This window comes from Bradyrhizobium embrapense (assembly GCF_001189235.2).
Taxonomy (GTDB): domain Bacteria; phylum Pseudomonadota; class Alphaproteobacteria; order Rhizobiales; family Xanthobacteraceae; genus Bradyrhizobium; species Bradyrhizobium embrapense.
Window position 1 is genome coordinate 16,465 of the sequence record NZ_LFIP02000013.1, and the last position, 16,581, is coordinate 33,045.

Sequence of the window (16,581 nt, forward strand, 5' to 3'; positions counted from 1 at the left end):
CGACCTAAAACGCCGAGCCATGCGCGACGGGAGGGAGACCAAGATGGCGCGCGACGGTTGCTGCGATATCTGAAAAGCCCGTCCGCTTGCCAATGTCCCGTGTTCGATTGCTCGTCCGCGCCAGGATCGGCACCTGTTCGCGGGTATGGTCCGTTCCATCCCAAGTCGGGTCACAGCCGTGGTCGGCCGTCAAGATCAGCAGGTCGTCGGATTCCAGACGCGACAGCAATTCCGGGAGACGGCGGTCGAACTGCTCGAGCGCGGCCGCGTATCCGGCGATATCTCGCCGATGACCGTAGAGGGTGTCAAAGTCGATGAAATTTGCAAACAGCAGCCCGCCGTCTGCCAGATCGTCAATCGCCTCCAGGGTACAGTCGAACAGGGCGTCGTTGCCGTCGCCGCGCTTGTTACGGCCGGTACCGCGATGGGCGAAAATGTCGTCGATCTTGCCGATCGAAACGATGTCGCGGCCGTCATCGGCGGCACGATCGAGGATCGTCTGGCCGGGAGGCGGGACAGAAAAATCGCGACGGTGTGCGGTTCGCTTGAAGTTTGCGGCTGCCGAACCGACGAAGGGCCTGGCAATGACCCGTCCGATGTTGAGTGGATCGACCAGGCGACGGGCGAGTGCGCATATGGCGTAGAGCCGCTCCAGCCCGAATGTTCCTTCATGCGCTGCGATCTGGAATACACTATCGGCAGAGGTGTAGCAGATCAGTTCTCCGCTTTGCATATGGCGTTCGCCTAGTTCGCGGATGATCTCAGTGCCGGAGGCGTGACAGTTCCCGATGATGCCGGGGACGCCAGCATCATCGCAGAGCCGCTCGACAAGGCCTTTCGGGAAGCATGGCCTGGTCTTCGGAAAGTAGCCCCAGTCAAACGGGACCGGCACGCCGGCGATCTCCCAATGCCCGGAGGGGGTATCCTTTCCCTTCGAACGCTCGCTGGCACAGCCGAACATGGCGTACGAATGGACCGGCCCGTCGAGTGCCGGTGGAGTGCGGCCCGTGGCGAGGCGGCAAGCCTGACCGATGCCCAAGGCGACGAGGTGCGGTATCGCAAGCGGCCCGTTGCGGATATCATTGTCGGCCGCGCCATGGGCGCAAGCTTCCGCGATGTGGCCCAGGGTGTCGGCGCCGTGATCACCGTAGAGCGCGGCATCGGGCCCTCCACCGATGCCGACCGAATCCATCACGAGAATCAAAGCGCGCATACAGGCTTACTTTCCGGTTCAGTGCTCGGCAGCGACGGCGCGGCGCCGGTCCGCGCGCAGTAGCGCTTGACCATCTGTGCGCAGAAATCGGCGAACTCGTTTGCATCCAATGGTGGACTGGTGTGGTGCGGTGCGATGCCGCGATGTTGCGGCGTGAAGCAGAATGTCAGGGTAACCTCGAATTCGGCGAGTGCGTCCATCTGACGGTCGAACCAGGCGAGCGCATTGGGGCGGAAACTATCTGCCCATGATAGGCCGGTTCGCAGATGTCTCATGCCGAGCCGACGCATCCAGCCTGCTGCGTCCAACAGACGGTGGTCCTCGAAATGGAACCACTGACACAGGCCCATGTACGGCGCGTATCGCTCATAGAGCTTGAGCGCCTGCTTGGGCGATCCGTCCTCGCGCAGCAGGCCCATATGGAAGTGCCTGTAGTAGGACGAACCTTCCGCTTCCCTGTGGCGGGTGGTCGCTTCCCAGCTCGATGGCAGATCGTACAGGCTGTACCAATGAATGCGCGGTGCACGTCCTATCAGCAGATCGGCGGTGCGCTCGAGGCCCCATGCCTGAACCTGCTCGGCGCCGAACGACGATACGCCAACTTCCGTCACCCAAACGGGAAGCGCGACTTCAGCCTGGATTTCGGAGAGCTTGTTCGGCCATTGGTCGATCTGCCAGAGATTCCAGTCCAGCGGGAAGCCGTGCACTGCCACCGCGTCGACGTGATCCAGCGCGCCGCGCGTCTGCATGGTGCGCATGAAGCCGGGATCGATTGGCGAGATGCCGCCGAGGACCCTCGGCAACGTGGGGTGCGCGCTTCGAATGGCCTTGCCCGCGGTGATCACAAGCTCGGCAAATCTTGTCCAATCCGGATCGAGCCATATGTCCCAATGCGATTTGTTGTTCGGTTCGTTCCAAATCTTGGCTGCCTCGATCATCGAGCGGCTACCTTTTCCGAGAGAAGAGATGTCGCGGGCTCACGCGGCGCCAGCCGCTTGCAGAGGTAGACCTCATCCTCGGGATGGGCGATGATCGAAAAGCCGGAGCTGCGCAGCATGGCCTCCACACAGGCGCGGTTCGGCACCCACCAGTTGGTAGGATCTTCGGCGTATTTGTGCTCGATGAAGTGCAGCCTGGGATAGCCGGGAGAGTCGAACTGGTCGGTCGTCCAGAAGTCGTAGTCGCTGTCGACGTGGTCGACGCCGCTATCGCCACGTTGCATGGACTGGAACAACAGCAGGTCGGCTGCGACGTGCTCGTGGATCAGGTCGAGCGCGAGCAGTGGGTGCCTCAGATGATACAAGACTCCCATGAAGATCACGAGATCGAATCGTTCGTGAAGCTGTCCGACATCATATGCCGAGAGCTTCCGGAATTCGATATCGAGGCCAGTGACATCAGCGGCAAACCGTGCCTGCGCCAGGTATTCATCGTCGGTATCAAGGCCGAGCACGCGCGCAGCGCCACGGCGCTTCATTTCCAGCGCGTAGAAGCCGGCATTGCAGCCTATGTCGAGGACGGTCTTGCCCTCAAGGTTGGCGGGGACCACTTCGGCGAAGTGACGCCACTTCACACGCGGATAGTCTCCAAGGAAATGCGATGGAGCGGTGCTGATCCCGTTGAGGTCGAGGTTATGGAACCATGGTCCAAGTGCGTCGATCCGCTGTCGAATTTCTTCTGTGGAGAGCGTGGCACCCGTCATGCGTTTCCTCGTTTGTTGGTCCTAGAGGTGGAGAGGTGGCAGGCCATGGTCCGTGACATCGACAGCCTCGTCGGAAAGCAGCGCCATCGCCGTGCGGTAGCCATTGACGGTCCCAACGTCGACATAAGTGTCGCCAGCTTTCACCCCGACGCCGCGGCCGCCGGCCGCGAGATAGGCGTTCACCAACGTTCCGAAATATTCGTCACGAGGATTGCGCAGTCGCCACAATTGGCGCAGGTCGTGAAAGCCGGTCGCCGACATTCGGAAAGCGCCCCAGATCCAGTCGGTCGTCGCGTCAGGCCGCTTGACCTGGATTTCCTGAACTTGCTCGCCCGCGAGGACCACAGCATCGAAGAACTCAGGATGTTCGACAGGAAACAGGAGGAACGACAGATCGGCCTCGGGCAGCTCGCGCAGGGCGGTCTTCGGAAACCAGATCGTGTCGGGCAGGCCTACCACGACGTCGTCGCGTTCGCCGACTACGGCGCTTGCCCGGAAGACAGCGTCACACAGACCCAATGCGTCGGGCTGGACGACATAGGCCAGCTGCGCGGTGCGATAATGGTCACCGAAATATTCGAGGATGTCGGACTTGCCAGGCGAAATGACGAAGCAGATCTTGTCGGCGCCGCCGATGATCAGCCGTTCAACGAGATACTCCGCTACTGCGCAGGGACGATCCGTTCCGTTGTCACGCCGACTCCCGACCGGCAACAACTCCTTGGAAAACGCCAGCGGCTGGATACGGCTGCCGCGGCCAGCGGCCGGCACGATGCCCCACATGTCAGGCCTCCGCTGTCAGGGGTTGATCAATGTCGCGTCGCGCCGCCTGTTCCAGCAAAATGTCCAGCTCGCGCGCACGCCGCTCCGAGGAATGTTCGACCAGGATGCGTTCCCGGGCGCGCTGCGCCATTTGCTGCAATTCGGAATCACTCATGTCGAGCGCTTCGAGTACGTCCTGCGCGTCATGCCCCAACAATATTTCGTCGCCCGGCGTCAGAAATTCCTCGATGCCCATCCAAGCGTCGCTGATGAGGGGCACGCCGCAGGCGGCAGCTTCAAACAGTCGCCCGGATGGACACCAGCCCATCTCCGACATCGCTGGGCGCGTGACGTTGAGCGTGAGGCGCGAGGATGCGAAGAATGGTGGATGCTCCGCGGGGGGAAGATGGCGAACGAAGAAGACATTCGGCGACCACGGGAAGCTATCGGGATATTGCGCGCCACCGATCAGGAAACGCAGATCCTGTCTTTTGTGGGCAGGAGCGACGAACAAAGCCTCCAGCGCGCGTTGGCGATCTTCGGAATATGTTCCGAGATACGATAGAGCGGCGCGATAGTGCGGCTGGGAAGCGGCTGGGTAATGCGCGTCGCCGTCAACGTGGCCGTAAAGCGGGCGAACGTTTTCAGCCCCCAATCTCTGTCGAAATTCATCTGCTATCTGCGGTCCGCCGGTGAAGCTCAACACGAGCTTGAAATCCCGCAGGCCTGACGCCCCGATGTAGGGAACTGGCTGGCCTGCCTTGAGCTTGGCCATGGTGATCGGAGTATCCAGATCATAAAAGACTGGAAGCGCGTGCCCGCATTGAAGAATCAGGTCGGTGGCCGCGATGGCGTCCGGACAATAGGAGGTGACGACCGCGGCATCGGCATCCGCCACATCAGCACGCGCGCGATCCTCGATTTCAGACCAGGACGAGAATAGCTGCAGGCGGCCGCCGGGAAGCTCGAACATGTCCCTGGCTGCTGCGTAGTAGGACACGTCGCGCTCATAGAACACGACACTATGACCGAGACGGGCGAGATACTTGCAGAGACCCCGCCACAGGGTGGCATGACCATTGCCCCATGATGATGAGATTGTCAGGCCGAAGATCACGATCTTCACGTTGCCACCTCGTCGTTTCCGTATGTGACTTGAACGCCGGCTTCGTCGAACCACAATGTGTGAATGCTGGCCGGATCGACCACGATAGAAAGGAAATCGTTCAGCGACATGCCCTTGTAGTGGAGCAACGCCGCCCGGATTGGCTCCGCGTGACTGATCAGGGCGACGACCATCGTGGTTGGATCGCGATGCAATCGTTCAAGATACGCGATCACTCTCTCCTGCAGCGCGCTCATGCTCTCGCCACCCGGCGGGCGGCTAATGCCACGTTGCGCATTCCATCGCGACCAGATCGGATCGCCCTGCAGATCCGCAAGCCGTCGGCCGGTCCATTCGCCATAGTCGATTTCGTCGATCTCGGAGGCAATCTGCACCGGCAAGCCAAGCGCATTTCCCAGAATATCGGCTGATTGCCGGGTGCGACGCTGTGGGCTCGACCGGATGATGTGCGGTCGCGGATGCAGCAGCCCGGCACAACGAGCCATCTGCTGCAGTCCCAATGTGTCGAGCGATACATCCGACATCCTGCCGCTCAGACATTGCCCGAGCAGCGGGTGATGGCCATGCCGGATCAGGTGAATGGCCTTGGCCATCAGTCACGTCCGTCGTCGATGAAGTCGCGCGTGCGCCGACGGGCTTCGTCATCGGTGAACTGCTGTGGAGGTGATTTCATGAAGTAGCTAGACGGGCCGGTCAGGGCGCCGCCGACCCCGCGATCGATTGCAAGCTTGGCGCAGCGGACGGCATCGATCACGATTCCCGCAGAGTTTGGTGAATCCCAAACCTCGAGCTTGACTTCGGCCGACAGCGGGACTCCGCCAAAAGTGGTTCCTTCCAGGCGGATGAAGGCGAGCTTGCGGTCAGTCAGCCACGGAACGTGATCGCTGGGACCGACATGAACATTGTCGGCATCCATCGGTACGTCGAATTGACTGGTGATCGCCTGCGTCTTCGAGACTTTCTTGGATGCGAGACGATCACGCTCCAACATATTCTTGAAATCGGCATTGCCGCCGACATTCAGCTGGTACGTCCGGTCGAGTCGGACGCCTCGTTCACGAAGCAGATTGGCAAGGACACGGTGCACGATGGTGGCGCCGACCTGACTTTTGATGTCATCGCCGATCAATGGAAGGCCGGCCTCCTCAAAGCGACGTCTCCAGGACGGGTTGGACGCAATGAACACGGGAATGCAGTTGACGAATCCGCAGCCCGCTGCGATTGCCTGTTCAGCGTACCACTCACCGGCACGCTGCGAGCCGACCGGCAGATACGACACCAGCACATCGGTTCGGGATTTCATCAAGACATCGGCGACATCGACGGGCGGCGTATCGTCAACCGGGATATCGCCTTCGAGGTAGCGGCCGACTCCGTCGAGCACCGGCCCTTTCTGTACGGCCACGCCAGTCTGTTTGACATCACAGAACCGGTGCGTGTTGTTTGGTGTCGCCCCGATCGCATCGGCCACGTCGAGACCGACTTTGCTGACATTGACGTCGAAGGCGGAGCTGATTTCGATGTCGCTGATGTGGTACCCACCCAGATTCGCGTTCATCAGGCCCGGCACCGGCTCGTTCGATTTGGCGCACCTGTAATAGGCGAGGCCCTGCACGAGTGAGCTCGCGCAATTGCCAACTCCGACGATGCCGACGCGTACGCGCCGGCGGTCCTGAAGGCGTGAATGCATCTGCTGTGGTCCTCTGGAGTTGTGCACGAATGTAAGTACGGCGGCGAACGTACCGCAGGGTATGTTCGTTCCTGAGTAGAGCCAGTCGGAAACGCCAGCATCCCGGTTCATGTCGCGAAAATCGAAATTTCTTAACTCAGGATAGCGTCGGGCTGCAGTTCTACGGAACGACCTTCATCCTGGATGAAGATGAAGAACATGATGCTCCGGTCAGATCGGGGACAACCGTCGCGACAACTCGCTAAGAACTATTTGCGCCAAGCGGCGTTTCGCCCGGAGAGCCAGACTGGCTCACCTAGATCAGAACCCGATAGCGCGCGAGATAAGTTGATGACGCAAAGCCACAGCAAGGTGGATGAAACCGAAGCCCACACCACCACCGACCACAACTCAATCCGGCATTGGGCCGAGTCCCGGCACGGTCGTCCGGCAACTGTTGAAGCAACCGAAGAAGATGGTCATGCAGGTATCCTGCGGATCGACTTCGATCCCCCTGATGAGGGGCTTGACCACATCGGTTGGGACGAATTCTTCCGCAAGTTCGACGAGGCCGACCTTGCGTTTCTCTACCAGGATCGCACCAAGGACGGAAAGACCAGCCGTTTCCACAAGTTCGTTCGGCGATCCAGTGCCAAATGATCGGACCGGCCGTTGCTGCCTCGACTGATCGATCGGCCGGCGCTGGGCAGGACTGGATTGATGCCATGCGCGCCGGCGAGTTCGACCGCGCATGGGCCATCAGTGACCGCGATCTGGCGCGACTGTGGGCACCGGGGGGAGATAAACACCTTGGACCTCGTCATCTGCAGCGGATCTGGCGCGGCGAGGAGTTGCGGGGCAGGAGTGTCCTGGTTCGTTGCTACCACGGCCTCGGCGATACAATCCAGTTCATCCGCTTCATGCCCGCACTGCGGGCAATTGCGCGTGGCGTAACCGTCTGGTGCCAGCCGCCGTTGCTTGCCCTGATTAGTCGAGCCGACGGTGTCGATCGCGCTATTCCGCTTCACAATGGTGTGCCTGACGTCGAATTCGACGTCGATATCGAGATCATGGAGGTGCCGCACGCCATCAGGGCGAATCGAGACCATATTGCATTGCAGAGGCCGTATCTCAGCCTGTCGCCGACCACCGTGCGATTTCGGGAGCGCATTGGCGGGCAAACGGCAGTAGGCCTGGTTTGGGAGGTGGGTGCCTGGGACAAGCGGAGAGAAATTCCGGTTGCCGAGCTGCAACGTCTGGGCGGGGCCAACATCGACTTGTACTCCTTGCAGCGTGGGCCGGGAGCCGCAATGGCGCCAACGATCGGCGCGCGGGATATCAGCACAGTGGATATTTGCTTGTTGGGCCAACGAATGGCTCAACTGGATCTCGTCATCTGCGTGGATACGATGGTCGCGCATCTTGCCGGCGCGCTGGGGCTCGACGTGTGGATTCTTCTGCATGCTGACTGCGACTGGCGTTGGCCCGCATCCGGTGAACGCTCTATTTGGTACCCGACGGCCCGGCTATTTCGCCAGAGAAAGCCGGGCGATTGGAGCCCCGTCATTGAACAAGTCGAAAATGCACTCAGTCATCGCAGCGAATCTGCGATAACGGCTGCTTCGGTTGATCTTGCCGTCGGCGGCTCGGCTGCCTCAACCTCGTCGATTGCGGGTAACCGCAGATAGGCCGGATTGAAGCCGGCCAGACGGACCAAACCATACCAGTTTGTGATCGTAATGGTCTTTGAATGCCACTGCAGCAGGCTGCTGCGACGAAGCTCCTGGATGGTCCGGTTGGCGTGGACGGCCGATATGCTGCAGGCCGCCGCGAGCTCGGATTGCGTGAAGGGGGAGGGAACGCGGAGGTCTCTCGCCAGACCGACGGCGCGTAGCCGTGTTGCGAGTTCGCATATGAGATGCGCGACGCGTTCGAGCGCGTCGCGGCTGCTCACGTTCAGGATCCAGTTTCTTGAGGTCGCAGCGTCGATCAGAATGAGCCGCAATAGCGAACGCCAGAGCGTAGGCGATAGCTCGGCCAACTCCCGGAAGAAGCGGTGAGGAACCGATGCGACAACCGCGGGACCAACCGTTACGAGATCATAATCAACTTGAAGGTCATGGACCGTATAGAGGTCCGGAACGTCGCCCGGTACATGGATCGAGATGATCCGGCCATCGCGGCCATCGGGATCCTGCCAGCACAGATATCCCTGCAGCAGCAAATGACAATGCGTTGGAAGCTCACCTCGCTGCATAAGATGATGGCGAGAGCCGTAGTGGCTGATGCTGCTCGGCATCTTGGCCAAGAGATCGAGACTATCGGATGACAGGGCGCCCTGTGTCGCCAAGCGATCGGCAAACCTTGAGAACGGAAATCCTGCTTGCATGAGGGCGCCTGGAAAACGACAATCGCATATTAGCGAGCATAGCCGACGCGTCATTAACTTAAGACATGTGGTGGGACAGAGCGAGGCTGGGGAATGTCGAGGAAGCGGCCGCGCTCCGATTGACGCTGCCGACATAGGGCGGCGGACATTGCGGACCGTGCAAGCTGGACAAAAGACGAGCGCGTCTCTCAAGGAAAGTTGATCGTTCGGCTGCGATGCCACGCATACGCCATCAAGGTGCGCTGTGTATCCCTTGGCTGCCGACTGAACGCCGCTTGCCGCGCGGAGCCTGGTCGACATTGTCAGAAAACATATGGCGATAGGCGGCAGCGACGGCGGCGGCTCCGCTCACGCCATGCATCATGTCGATTTCGCCTTGCTGCTCGTGACGGATGGCGTGCGCCATGATGCGGAGCCGCAGGTCGCCGCGGCTGCGCCATTCCTGGTCGGCCATCTTGACGGCTCCCTTGTGATGCAGCGTCATCATTCGCACGAACGCTCCGTCGAATGCCTCGGATGAGGCGTCGCGAACCTCTTGTAGCTGTTGGATGGTCAGAAAGCCCGGCATTCGGCTGCGTTCGTCGTCCGTGCAATCCGGCATCAAAGTCTCGAACCAGCTTTGCCACCAGCGTTCGAATATGCGGTTCTCGCCGGCCTGGCTCGCGACCATCAGTCCAGCCAGGGCCCGAAGATGGGGATCGCGGGCGCGTTCGGCACCGAGCCGGGCGAGCTCGATCCCCTGGGCATGATGGGTCGCCATGTGGCGGATATAGAGCTGATCCGTATCCAGATCGCCGCCGGCCCATGGAAACTCGCGGCCGGTTGCGCTGGCGAACGCCGCGGCGGAAAGTGTAGTGATGACGATGACGGCAGCTATGGCCCAGCTGCGGGCGAATCGCGCATCGCGAGCCGGCACGTGTCCGGAGGGCCAGCGTAGCCAGACGAACAGCGGGTACATCACAGCCGAGGAGGCGTGGACAAGCAGTCCGATCCAGTAGGGCTGTTGCAGCGTGAACAGCGGCTGGAAGAACGGGAATAACGGAACCAGAAAGAACCATTCCATGGCGGACGACAGGACCGCCCATGGCAGAGCGGCGAGCAGGATCTGCATCGGCGTCAGATGCACGGTCCAACGGCCGAACAGGCCAAAGAACACGAGCGCCCAGGAGAAGTCGGCCCATTGGTGGAAGGCAACGCCGACAAGAACCGCGCTCCATGACGGCTCCAAGCCGAGCACCGAGTCGCGTGCCGGGATTGCGGCGACCGTCATCCAATCGACAGCGGCATCGCGGCCGATCCGCGCGGCGGCCAGCTGGCTGACGATGGTGGAGAAGCTGCTGCTAATCGCGCCGAGCTCAGCGGCGGCGAGCCAGCGCGATTTGTGGTCCGTGGTCGCCGCGGTGCGATCAGCCTCGGCTGGCGCGACCATAGAGTATGCTCGGTTCTGGCGTCTGCGGCCCACGCTCTCAGGATACTGAGGCCTTGGTGTGCGACAGCACCTTCCGGGCCGCGTCCCTTGCCGCCGCCAGCCCCTTGGGAAAGCCGCTGCGGTCCGGATAGAGTCGACGGCGCCCGTTTTGCGGCCGCCGTGCCGTTTCCTGTGCGCCGCGGTAGTCCAGCATCGCGATGCCGCCGATCATCAGCAAGGCGAGCGCGACGTTGTGTTTCTTCGGATTGTGTCGTGTCATCGCAGACATCAATGCAGCGGCGTCGAGTCCATCTCCAGCGACCCGGCTCCACAGGCCGGCATTGCGGTCAACCGACAGCGACATGATCCCGCTGAAAATCTCCCGTAGCCCGAACGCACGCACCAAGGTTTCATTTCCCTGCATGCCGAGCGTCCGGGTGATGCGGCGAGGGGCGAACAGCTCGAGGGCGCCGAGCCCGATGCTGAACCAGCCCAGTGAGCGGGCCAGACGGTTCGCCGGAGGAACATGGCGCGGTCCACTGCGCACGATCTTCGGATCGCCTTTTGAGCGCATGATGTTGGCAACATAATACATAGTGTCAGCTCTCACTTTCGGTTCAGGGCTTCAGCACCACCTTGACGCAGCTGTCCTGCTTATCGCGGAACAGTCTGTACATCTCGGGGCCGTGCTCGAGGTCGACGGTGTGGGTAATGACGAAGGATGGGTCGATTTCGCCGTCCGCGATGCGGCGCAGCAGATCGTCCGTCCAGCGGTTGACATGTGTCTGGCCGGTGCGAACCGTAAGCCCTTTGTTCATCAGTGCGCCCATCGGAATCTTGTCCGAGAAGCCGCTGTACACACCGGGTATTGAGATCACGCCGCCCGGGCGGCAGAGATAGATCATCTCGCGCAACACATGCGGGCGATCACTTTCCAGCATCAGCATCTGCTTGGCCCGATCGAGTATCGTGTCCGGCTGCGACGGCATCACATGGGATTCCATGCCTGTCGCATCGATGCACTTTTCAGGGCCGCGCCCGTCGGTCAGCTCCTGCAACCGATCCATCACGCTTTCCGTCTTGAAGTCGATGACGGTCGCGCCGCCTGCCTCGGCCATGCTAAGCCGCTCGGGCAGGCAATCGATCGCGATCACCTGGTTGGCACCAAGCAGGATCGCACTCCGGATCGCCATCTGCCCAACCGGACCGCAGCCCCATATGGCAACAGTATCGGTCGGCTCTATGTCGCATTGCGCGGCGGCTTGCCAGCCGGTCGGGAATATGTCGCTGAGAAACAGTACCTGTTCGTCGGACAGCCCCTCCGGGATCTTGATATGTGTGGTGTCGGCGAAGGGAACGCGGAGGTATTCCGCCTGGCCGCCCGGATAGCCGCCGGTCAGATGCGTGTAACCGAACAGTCCCGCTGTGGTGTGGCCGAAGACCTTTTCTGCCAAATGACGCTTGCGATTGGTCGTCTCGCATACGGAGAAATTGCCCCGTTTGCACTGTTCGCATTGGCCGCAGATGATGGTGAAGGGCACCACGATGCGGTCGCCCTTCTTCAGCTTGCCGTCCATCCCGTCACCGGTCTCCACGACTTCACCCATCGTCTCGTGGCCCATGATGTCGCCGGGCAGCATACCGGGGATGAAGTTATGGAACAGGTGCAGGTCAGAGCCGCAGATGGCGCAGCTGGTGACCTTGATGATGGCGTCGCGCGGATCCTCAATTTGCGGATCGGTGACTTCGTCGCAGCGAATGTCTTCCTTGCCGTGCCAAACCAGCGCCTTCATCTCTGCCTCCGGCTTCGAATAATGAATTCCAAGTCGAACCGACAAAGTTGGTTGCTAGCGCTGGGAGAAGTTTTGCAACGCCGGCCATACGGGCGGATAGGAACAAGCCGGCAGGCGGGCGATTTGAGCGAACAACTCATTGGTCGAGGATTGCTCATGTCAGCCCAACGTCAATTCGCCATCGTCACCGGCGCATCCACCGGTATCGGCCTGGAACTTGCCAGATGCTGCGCGCAGGCAGGCTTCGATCTCCTGATCGCCGCCGACGAGAACGCGATCGAAGCGAAAGCTGCTGAACTGCGGGGCCTCGGGGGACAGGTGCATGCGGTGTTGGCGGATCTCTCGACGACGGAAGGGGTCGATCGCCTCTGCGCCGCGACACAGGGTCGTCCGGTCGATGCTCTGCTGGCGAACGCCGGCGTCGGTCTCGGCCGCGCTTTCCTCGACCAGGATTTCAACCGCATCCGGCGGGTCATCGATACCAATATCACCGGAACGGTCTATCTTCTTCATTGCGTCGGCAACGAGATGCGCCGCCGGGATTCCGGCCGCATCCTGATCACGGGCTCAATCGCCGGCTTCACTCCCGGCAGCTTTCAGGCTGTCTATAACGGCTCCAAGGCATTTCTCGATTCATTCTCCTTTGCGCTCCGGGAGGAATTGCGTGATACCCGCGTCACCGTGACCTGCCTGATGCCCGGCGCCACCGAGACCGAGTTTTTCCGCCGTGCCGACATGATGGATACCAGCATCGGTACCGCGAAGAAGGATGCTGCTGCTGATGTCGCCAAAGCTGGGTTCGATGCGATGATGAAAGGCGAGGGGGACATCGTCACGGGCCTGAAGAACAAGCTGCAGTCGGCGGTCGCCAACGTCACGCCGGCCGCACTTCTCGCCAGGCAGCATCGCAGGATGGCGGAGCCTGGCACTGCCAAAAAGTAAGCCTCCAATCGAAGCCCGGCGCGAACCAGCCAGTCTGTTTTTGATCGGTGATACGGTTCCTCTATAGCAACCAGGATCCAACAAGGCCGATACTGGCCGCGAAGATGACGGCCACTGCGACCCAGCTCAGGAGATTGAGCCAGAAACCGTTGGTTTTGTCTCCCATCAGGTCTCGATCGTTGGTGAGCAGCACGATGAGCAGGAGCAGCGGTGGCGTTGAAAAGCCCTGCACGATGCCGGCATAGACCAGCGCCTTCATCGGATTGAAGCCGAGACCATTCAGCACGGTCGCAATCGCGGTGAAGCCAGCGATTAGGCCATAGAATGCCTTGGCTTCGCGTGGCTTGGCGTGAAGGCTGCTCTTCCAGCCGATCGCTTGGGTGAGATCGTAGGCGGCCCCGGTCGTCATCACGGGAACGGCCAGGAAGCCGACGGCAATCACACCGGTGGCGAACAGCACTGCTGCGCCGCCGCCGGCTAGCGGACGAAGGGCCTCCGCCGCCTGGGCTGCATTCTCGATGTTGTTGTGTCCGACCTGATGCAGTGTGGCGCCCGTCGACAGAATGATGAAGTACATGATGATGTTCGAGAATGCCATTCCGACGACGATATCGCGCTGTGAGCGTGCGAGATCGGCATCGCTCGCGCCCCGCCGCTCGGCCGTGCTGGTCTTGCCGGCGGCGATCTTCTCCTCGACCTCGACGTTTGACTGCCAGGTATAGAGGTAGGCCGAGAGCGTCGTGCCGATGATGGCGACGAGGATCGAAAGATAATCCTTGGTCAGCTCGATGTGGGGCAGGAAGGTACCGCGCAGGATCTCGGCGGGGGCGGGCCTCGTCAGGGCCGCTGATCCGACATAAGCAAACAGCGAGAGCGCCAACCATCGGAACACGTTGCGGATGAGGCTGTAGGAGCCGAACATCTGAAGCAGCAAGATGATGACGGCAATGGCAATGGCGATCAGAAGCGGCGGAATCGGGACGAAGATGTTCAGGCAAGCCGCCATGCCAGCAATATCTGCGGCCGCCTCAATGGTGTTTCCGACAAGCACGCCGATCAGAACCGGCCATAGCAGCCATTTCGGATAGTGTTCCCGGATGACCTGAAAAAGCCCTTTGCCTGTCACCTGCCCTAGTTTGGAGGAGAGATAGACGACCGAGAACATCATCGGAAACGTGACCGGCGCCATCCAGAGCAGCGTGAGCCCGAATTGCGCGCCGGCACTGGCATAGGTGCCGATCGCAGAGCAATCGTCGTCGGCGGCGCCCGCCACGACGCCGAGTCCCAGGGTGCGGTGCCAACCTGGGTGGGGTTTGTTGCTGTTGTCGGTCAAATCGGAATAGCCGGATGTCGACCGCCCACCTTCGGCAGGCTCATCAGGATCAGCGCATGCGGTGCCTCGAAGTTCCTTGTGGTGCTGACCGAAATCAAAGCTCAGCTACGAAGATTGGAATTCAGCCCGCATCTTAACATACTTGAAAACGTATCGGGCCTCATCGCGGTACGATAAAGTTTGGTGCTCGAGGGCAGGGAGGCGGCGATGCTCGATGGTGAAACGGCGGCGGTGCTTCGTGCAGTGCTCGACGAGGTCTGCGGAGATGTGCCGCGGTCCGATACGACGCGGCGGACCAGCGTGGCTTCCGGGTTGCTGCAAGCCGTGCGCGATGGGAGGTCGTCTCTCGACGAGCTCCGGAGCGCCGGCAATGCGGCTCTGCGCGCTGCTCCACACAAGCGGCGTTGAGCAGGCGTCCATATCTTCGCCTTCGGGGCGGCATGGGCAATAAGCAGTTCGCGGCACTTTTTATTTGTTGTCGCAGGAACGGGCTTTACATCCTGCTGATCACCACGCGTTGCAAGCGGCGTTGGTCGGTTCCGAAGGGGTGTCCGAAGCGCGGAAAGCCGCAGCGACCGCCGAGATCGGAGGCAGGCTCGCCGCCACCTTTCACCAAGCACGGCCAGCTGGGTGCCATCCATGCAATTCTCACCAAGCTTGTTCTGAGCGTAACCTAGGTTGTGGCGACGGTCTTCGTGACTGCATACCATGGCCGGACTGGCGAGCGCTGACGCTCCCGCTTCAGACAAGAGCGCGTCATGAGGAAAACTCGACGAAGGGTCAAGCAAACGACAAGCCTTCAAGATAGGATTTCTGCGTTCAAGAAAGATGTTCTCCGTCAGGCATCTCGCCTGCAAGGTGACCAGCGTGACGAAGTGACGAGAAAGCTTCGTTCTGCAGAGCTTGCGGCAAGCGTGGACAACTGGATCACGACGCCTGGATATCCGCCGCCCACGCAGTGGAGATTTGGGCCGTTCTCTTCCTAGTCCTAAAGGAATTCGGCGACGCAATGTTAGGTGCTGCAAGCCGTCGTTCGCTGAGTTCGGCCGCCGAACCGCTGGAACGTGAACCCTCGGGCTTCGTTGGTCGTGCATCGCTTCGAAGGAGCCAAGTATGCGTCTCTATCTGTTCACCACAGTCTTGGCGCTTGCAATTGCGGGACTCACAAACGTCACGGCCGCTGATGCGCGTGACTATCCATGGTGCGTGCAAGGAAGGGGTGTCGGATACCCCGGCGACTGCATGTACCAGACGCGCGGCCAATGTCTTGCGTCTGCGTCCGGAAGGAACGTGACATGCGGGGTCAATCCGCGTGCGGCGTTCGGTGAGCAGCGACCACGCTATCGAAATCGGCATTGATGTTCCGGTCTCGGTGGCTCGGCTTCGCCTTTGGCTTCGATCTGGCTTCCGAGGGCGATCATGCGCTGCTCGAAGTCTCTGCCGCTGAGCGTTGGGAAAGCGCCGCGGCAACGATGAACTGCGGTACAGTCGCATTCACCTCGCAGTAAAGGAGGTCGCCTTGTCTCGCATTGGCCGAGGACAGTTCGCCATCCTGGCGGTGCTGCTTGGGTTGCTCGTGATGGCCGTCATACTTGCGGTTTCGGGCTGGAATTCTGCAGGCTCAGCCGACATGACCCGCGCCGGTTGGCTGGCGATGGGCTTCGGCATCTTCTTCTCTCTCATTATTGGCTGTGGGCTCATGGCACTCATGTTCTTCAGCAGCAGGAGTGGATACGATGAAGCGGCGGATCCGTTCCGGGGCCATGAGCTTTCAGAAGAGAAGCCTCCCGAGATGGCTGCCGACTCTCCTCAAAAGCCAGCCGACGGGCCATCAACAAAATTGGCCAACCGGAAGAGATGAGCGAGGGCGGGAACGCGCTGTCAGTGATGCCGGCGCTTCAATGGACCGCCTGCGACGAGACTCTGCCGATCACGTTCATTTCGTCATCGCGCACGATGACATGGCGTCCGGTCTCCTGCGCGATCTTCGTTGCCACCTTCATCGCCGTGTCAGCGCTGGCATATTCGAGCACGATGATGCTGCCCTTCCCCGCAAAGGCGTCAGGGTTCACGACATTGACGATGACAAGTGGGCCCTTCTGGCTCAATACAGAATTCCTGAAGATCGCCCCGGCTCTTAGATGGTAAAGCCATGGCGGCTTTTAGGCGAGACGCCTGCGCGGTCCACTTGCTCAACTATAGCAACCGGAAGTCGGTTCCCGCCTTATACTATGTGAAGCGCAG

At 60.8% G+C, this 16,581-nt stretch carries 18 protein-coding genes; 5 read left to right on the forward strand and 13 right to left on the reverse strand.

Annotation, left to right across the window (positions count from 1 at the left end; all coding sequences use genetic code 11):
* Positions 1-4: 4 nt before the first annotated feature.
* The 7 genes from AKN83_RS34425 to AKN83_RS34455 are packed head-to-tail and all read right to left on the reverse strand — an operon-like array spanning position 5 to position 6,493.
* On the reverse strand, positions 5-1,213 hold the full coding sequence (locus AKN83_RS34425; RefSeq protein ID WP_050400748.1) for a phosphopentomutase: 1,209 nt from the start codon (positions 1,211-1,213) through the stop codon (positions 5-7).
* Positions 1,201-2,151: a glycoside hydrolase 5 family protein gene (locus tag AKN83_RS34430; protein WP_050400747.1), complete on the reverse strand. Its 951-nt coding sequence runs from the start codon at positions 2,149-2,151 to the stop codon at positions 1,201-1,203. The genes AKN83_RS34425 and AKN83_RS34430 overlap by 13 nt, the downstream gene beginning before the upstream one ends.
* Positions 2,148-2,915 carry a TIGR04290 family methyltransferase gene (locus tag AKN83_RS34435; RefSeq protein ID WP_050400746.1) on the reverse strand — a complete coding sequence of 256 codons (768 nt, stop codon included), beginning with the start codon at positions 2,913-2,915 and terminating at the stop codon, positions 2,148-2,150. The genes AKN83_RS34430 and AKN83_RS34435 overlap by 4 nt, the downstream gene beginning before the upstream one ends.
* A 21-nt stretch (positions 2,916-2,936) precedes the next feature.
* Positions 2,937-3,698 carry a sugar phosphate nucleotidyltransferase gene (locus AKN83_RS34440; protein ID WP_050400745.1) on the reverse strand — a complete coding sequence of 254 codons (762 nt, stop codon included), beginning with the start codon at positions 3,696-3,698 and terminating at the stop codon, positions 2,937-2,939.
* A 1-nt stretch (position 3,699) separates the two neighbouring features.
* Positions 3,700-4,803: a CgeB family protein gene (locus AKN83_RS34445; protein ID WP_050400744.1), complete on the reverse strand. Its 1,104-nt coding sequence runs from the start codon at positions 4,801-4,803 to the stop codon at positions 3,700-3,702.
* Positions 4,800-5,396 carry a histidine phosphatase family protein gene (locus tag AKN83_RS34450; protein ID WP_050400743.1) on the reverse strand — a complete coding sequence of 199 codons (597 nt, stop codon included), beginning with the start codon at positions 5,394-5,396 and terminating at the stop codon, positions 4,800-4,802. Before AKN83_RS34450 ends, AKN83_RS34445 begins: the two co-directional genes overlap by 4 nt.
* Positions 5,396-6,493, reverse strand: coding sequence for an inositol-3-phosphate synthase (locus AKN83_RS34455; protein ID WP_050400742.1), 1,098 nt, complete (start codon positions 6,491-6,493; stop codon positions 5,396-5,398). Before AKN83_RS34455 ends, AKN83_RS34450 begins: the two co-directional genes overlap by 1 nt.
* 330 nt (positions 6,494-6,823) lie before the next feature.
* Between AKN83_RS34455 and AKN83_RS34460 the strand changes: the two genes are divergently transcribed.
* A complete protein-coding gene (locus AKN83_RS34460; RefSeq protein ID WP_050400741.1) occupies positions 6,824-7,132 on the forward strand; it encodes a hypothetical protein in 309 nt (102 codons plus the stop codon).
* Positions 7,129-8,160, forward strand: a complete 1,032-nt coding sequence (locus tag AKN83_RS34465; RefSeq protein ID WP_050400740.1) for a glycosyltransferase family protein — start codon at positions 7,129-7,131, stop codon at positions 8,158-8,160. The genes AKN83_RS34460 and AKN83_RS34465 overlap by 4 nt, the downstream gene beginning before the upstream one ends.
* On the opposite strand, the gene AKN83_RS38960 is transcribed toward AKN83_RS34465, so the two are convergent.
* From AKN83_RS38960 to AKN83_RS34490, 4 genes are all read right to left on the reverse strand, one after another.
* Entirely contained in the window at positions 8,064-8,861 is a 798-nt protein-coding gene (locus AKN83_RS38960; RefSeq protein ID WP_083992368.1) for a Crp/Fnr family transcriptional regulator, read from the reverse strand. The two genes, AKN83_RS34465 and AKN83_RS38960, sit on opposite strands and share 97 nt — an antisense overlap.
* Before the next feature lie 232 nt (positions 8,862-9,093).
* Entirely contained in the window at positions 9,094-10,290 is a 1,197-nt protein-coding gene (locus tag AKN83_RS34480; RefSeq protein ID WP_050400737.1) for a DUF305 domain-containing protein, read from the reverse strand.
* Between the two features lie 37 nt (positions 10,291-10,327).
* Positions 10,328-10,864: a hypothetical protein gene (locus tag AKN83_RS34485; RefSeq protein WP_050400736.1), complete on the reverse strand. Its 537-nt coding sequence runs from the start codon at positions 10,862-10,864 to the stop codon at positions 10,328-10,330.
* Between the two features lie 22 nt (positions 10,865-10,886).
* Positions 10,887-12,062: a zinc-dependent alcohol dehydrogenase gene (locus AKN83_RS34490; RefSeq protein WP_050400735.1), complete on the reverse strand. Its 1,176-nt coding sequence runs from the start codon at positions 12,060-12,062 to the stop codon at positions 10,887-10,889.
* Between the two features lie 156 nt (positions 12,063-12,218).
* Between AKN83_RS34490 and AKN83_RS34495 the strand changes: the two genes are divergently transcribed.
* Positions 12,219-13,004, forward strand: a complete 786-nt coding sequence (locus AKN83_RS34495) for an SDR family NAD(P)-dependent oxidoreductase (protein WP_050400734.1) — start codon at positions 12,219-12,221, stop codon at positions 13,002-13,004.
* Positions 13,005-13,065: 61 nt separating this feature from the next.
* On the opposite strand, the gene AKN83_RS34500 is transcribed toward AKN83_RS34495, so the two are convergent.
* Positions 13,066-14,337: an Nramp family divalent metal transporter gene (locus tag AKN83_RS34500; protein ID WP_050400733.1), complete on the reverse strand. Its 1,272-nt coding sequence runs from the start codon at positions 14,335-14,337 to the stop codon at positions 13,066-13,068.
* Between the two features lie 1,113 nt (positions 14,338-15,450).
* On the opposite strand from AKN83_RS34500, the gene AKN83_RS38970 reads away from it, so the two are divergent.
* Together AKN83_RS38970 and AKN83_RS41535 are read left to right on the forward strand one after the other, a co-directional pair.
* A complete protein-coding gene (locus AKN83_RS38970; RefSeq protein WP_083992369.1) occupies positions 15,451-15,696 on the forward strand; it encodes a DUF3551 domain-containing protein in 246 nt (81 codons plus the stop codon).
* A gap of 160 nt (positions 15,697-15,856) precedes the next feature.
* The gene (locus tag AKN83_RS41535) at positions 15,857-16,198 is read left to right on the forward strand and encodes a hypothetical protein (RefSeq protein ID WP_063695667.1); all 342 of its coding nucleotides are present in this window, start codon (positions 15,857-15,859) and stop codon (positions 16,196-16,198) included.
* 37 nt (positions 16,199-16,235) lie between these two features.
* Here the strand turns inward: AKN83_RS41535 and AKN83_RS34515 are convergent, their stop codons facing one another.
* Entirely contained in the window at positions 16,236-16,445 is a 210-nt protein-coding gene (locus tag AKN83_RS34515; RefSeq protein ID WP_050400732.1) for a hypothetical protein, read from the reverse strand.
* Between the last annotated feature and the right edge of the window lie 136 nt (positions 16,446-16,581).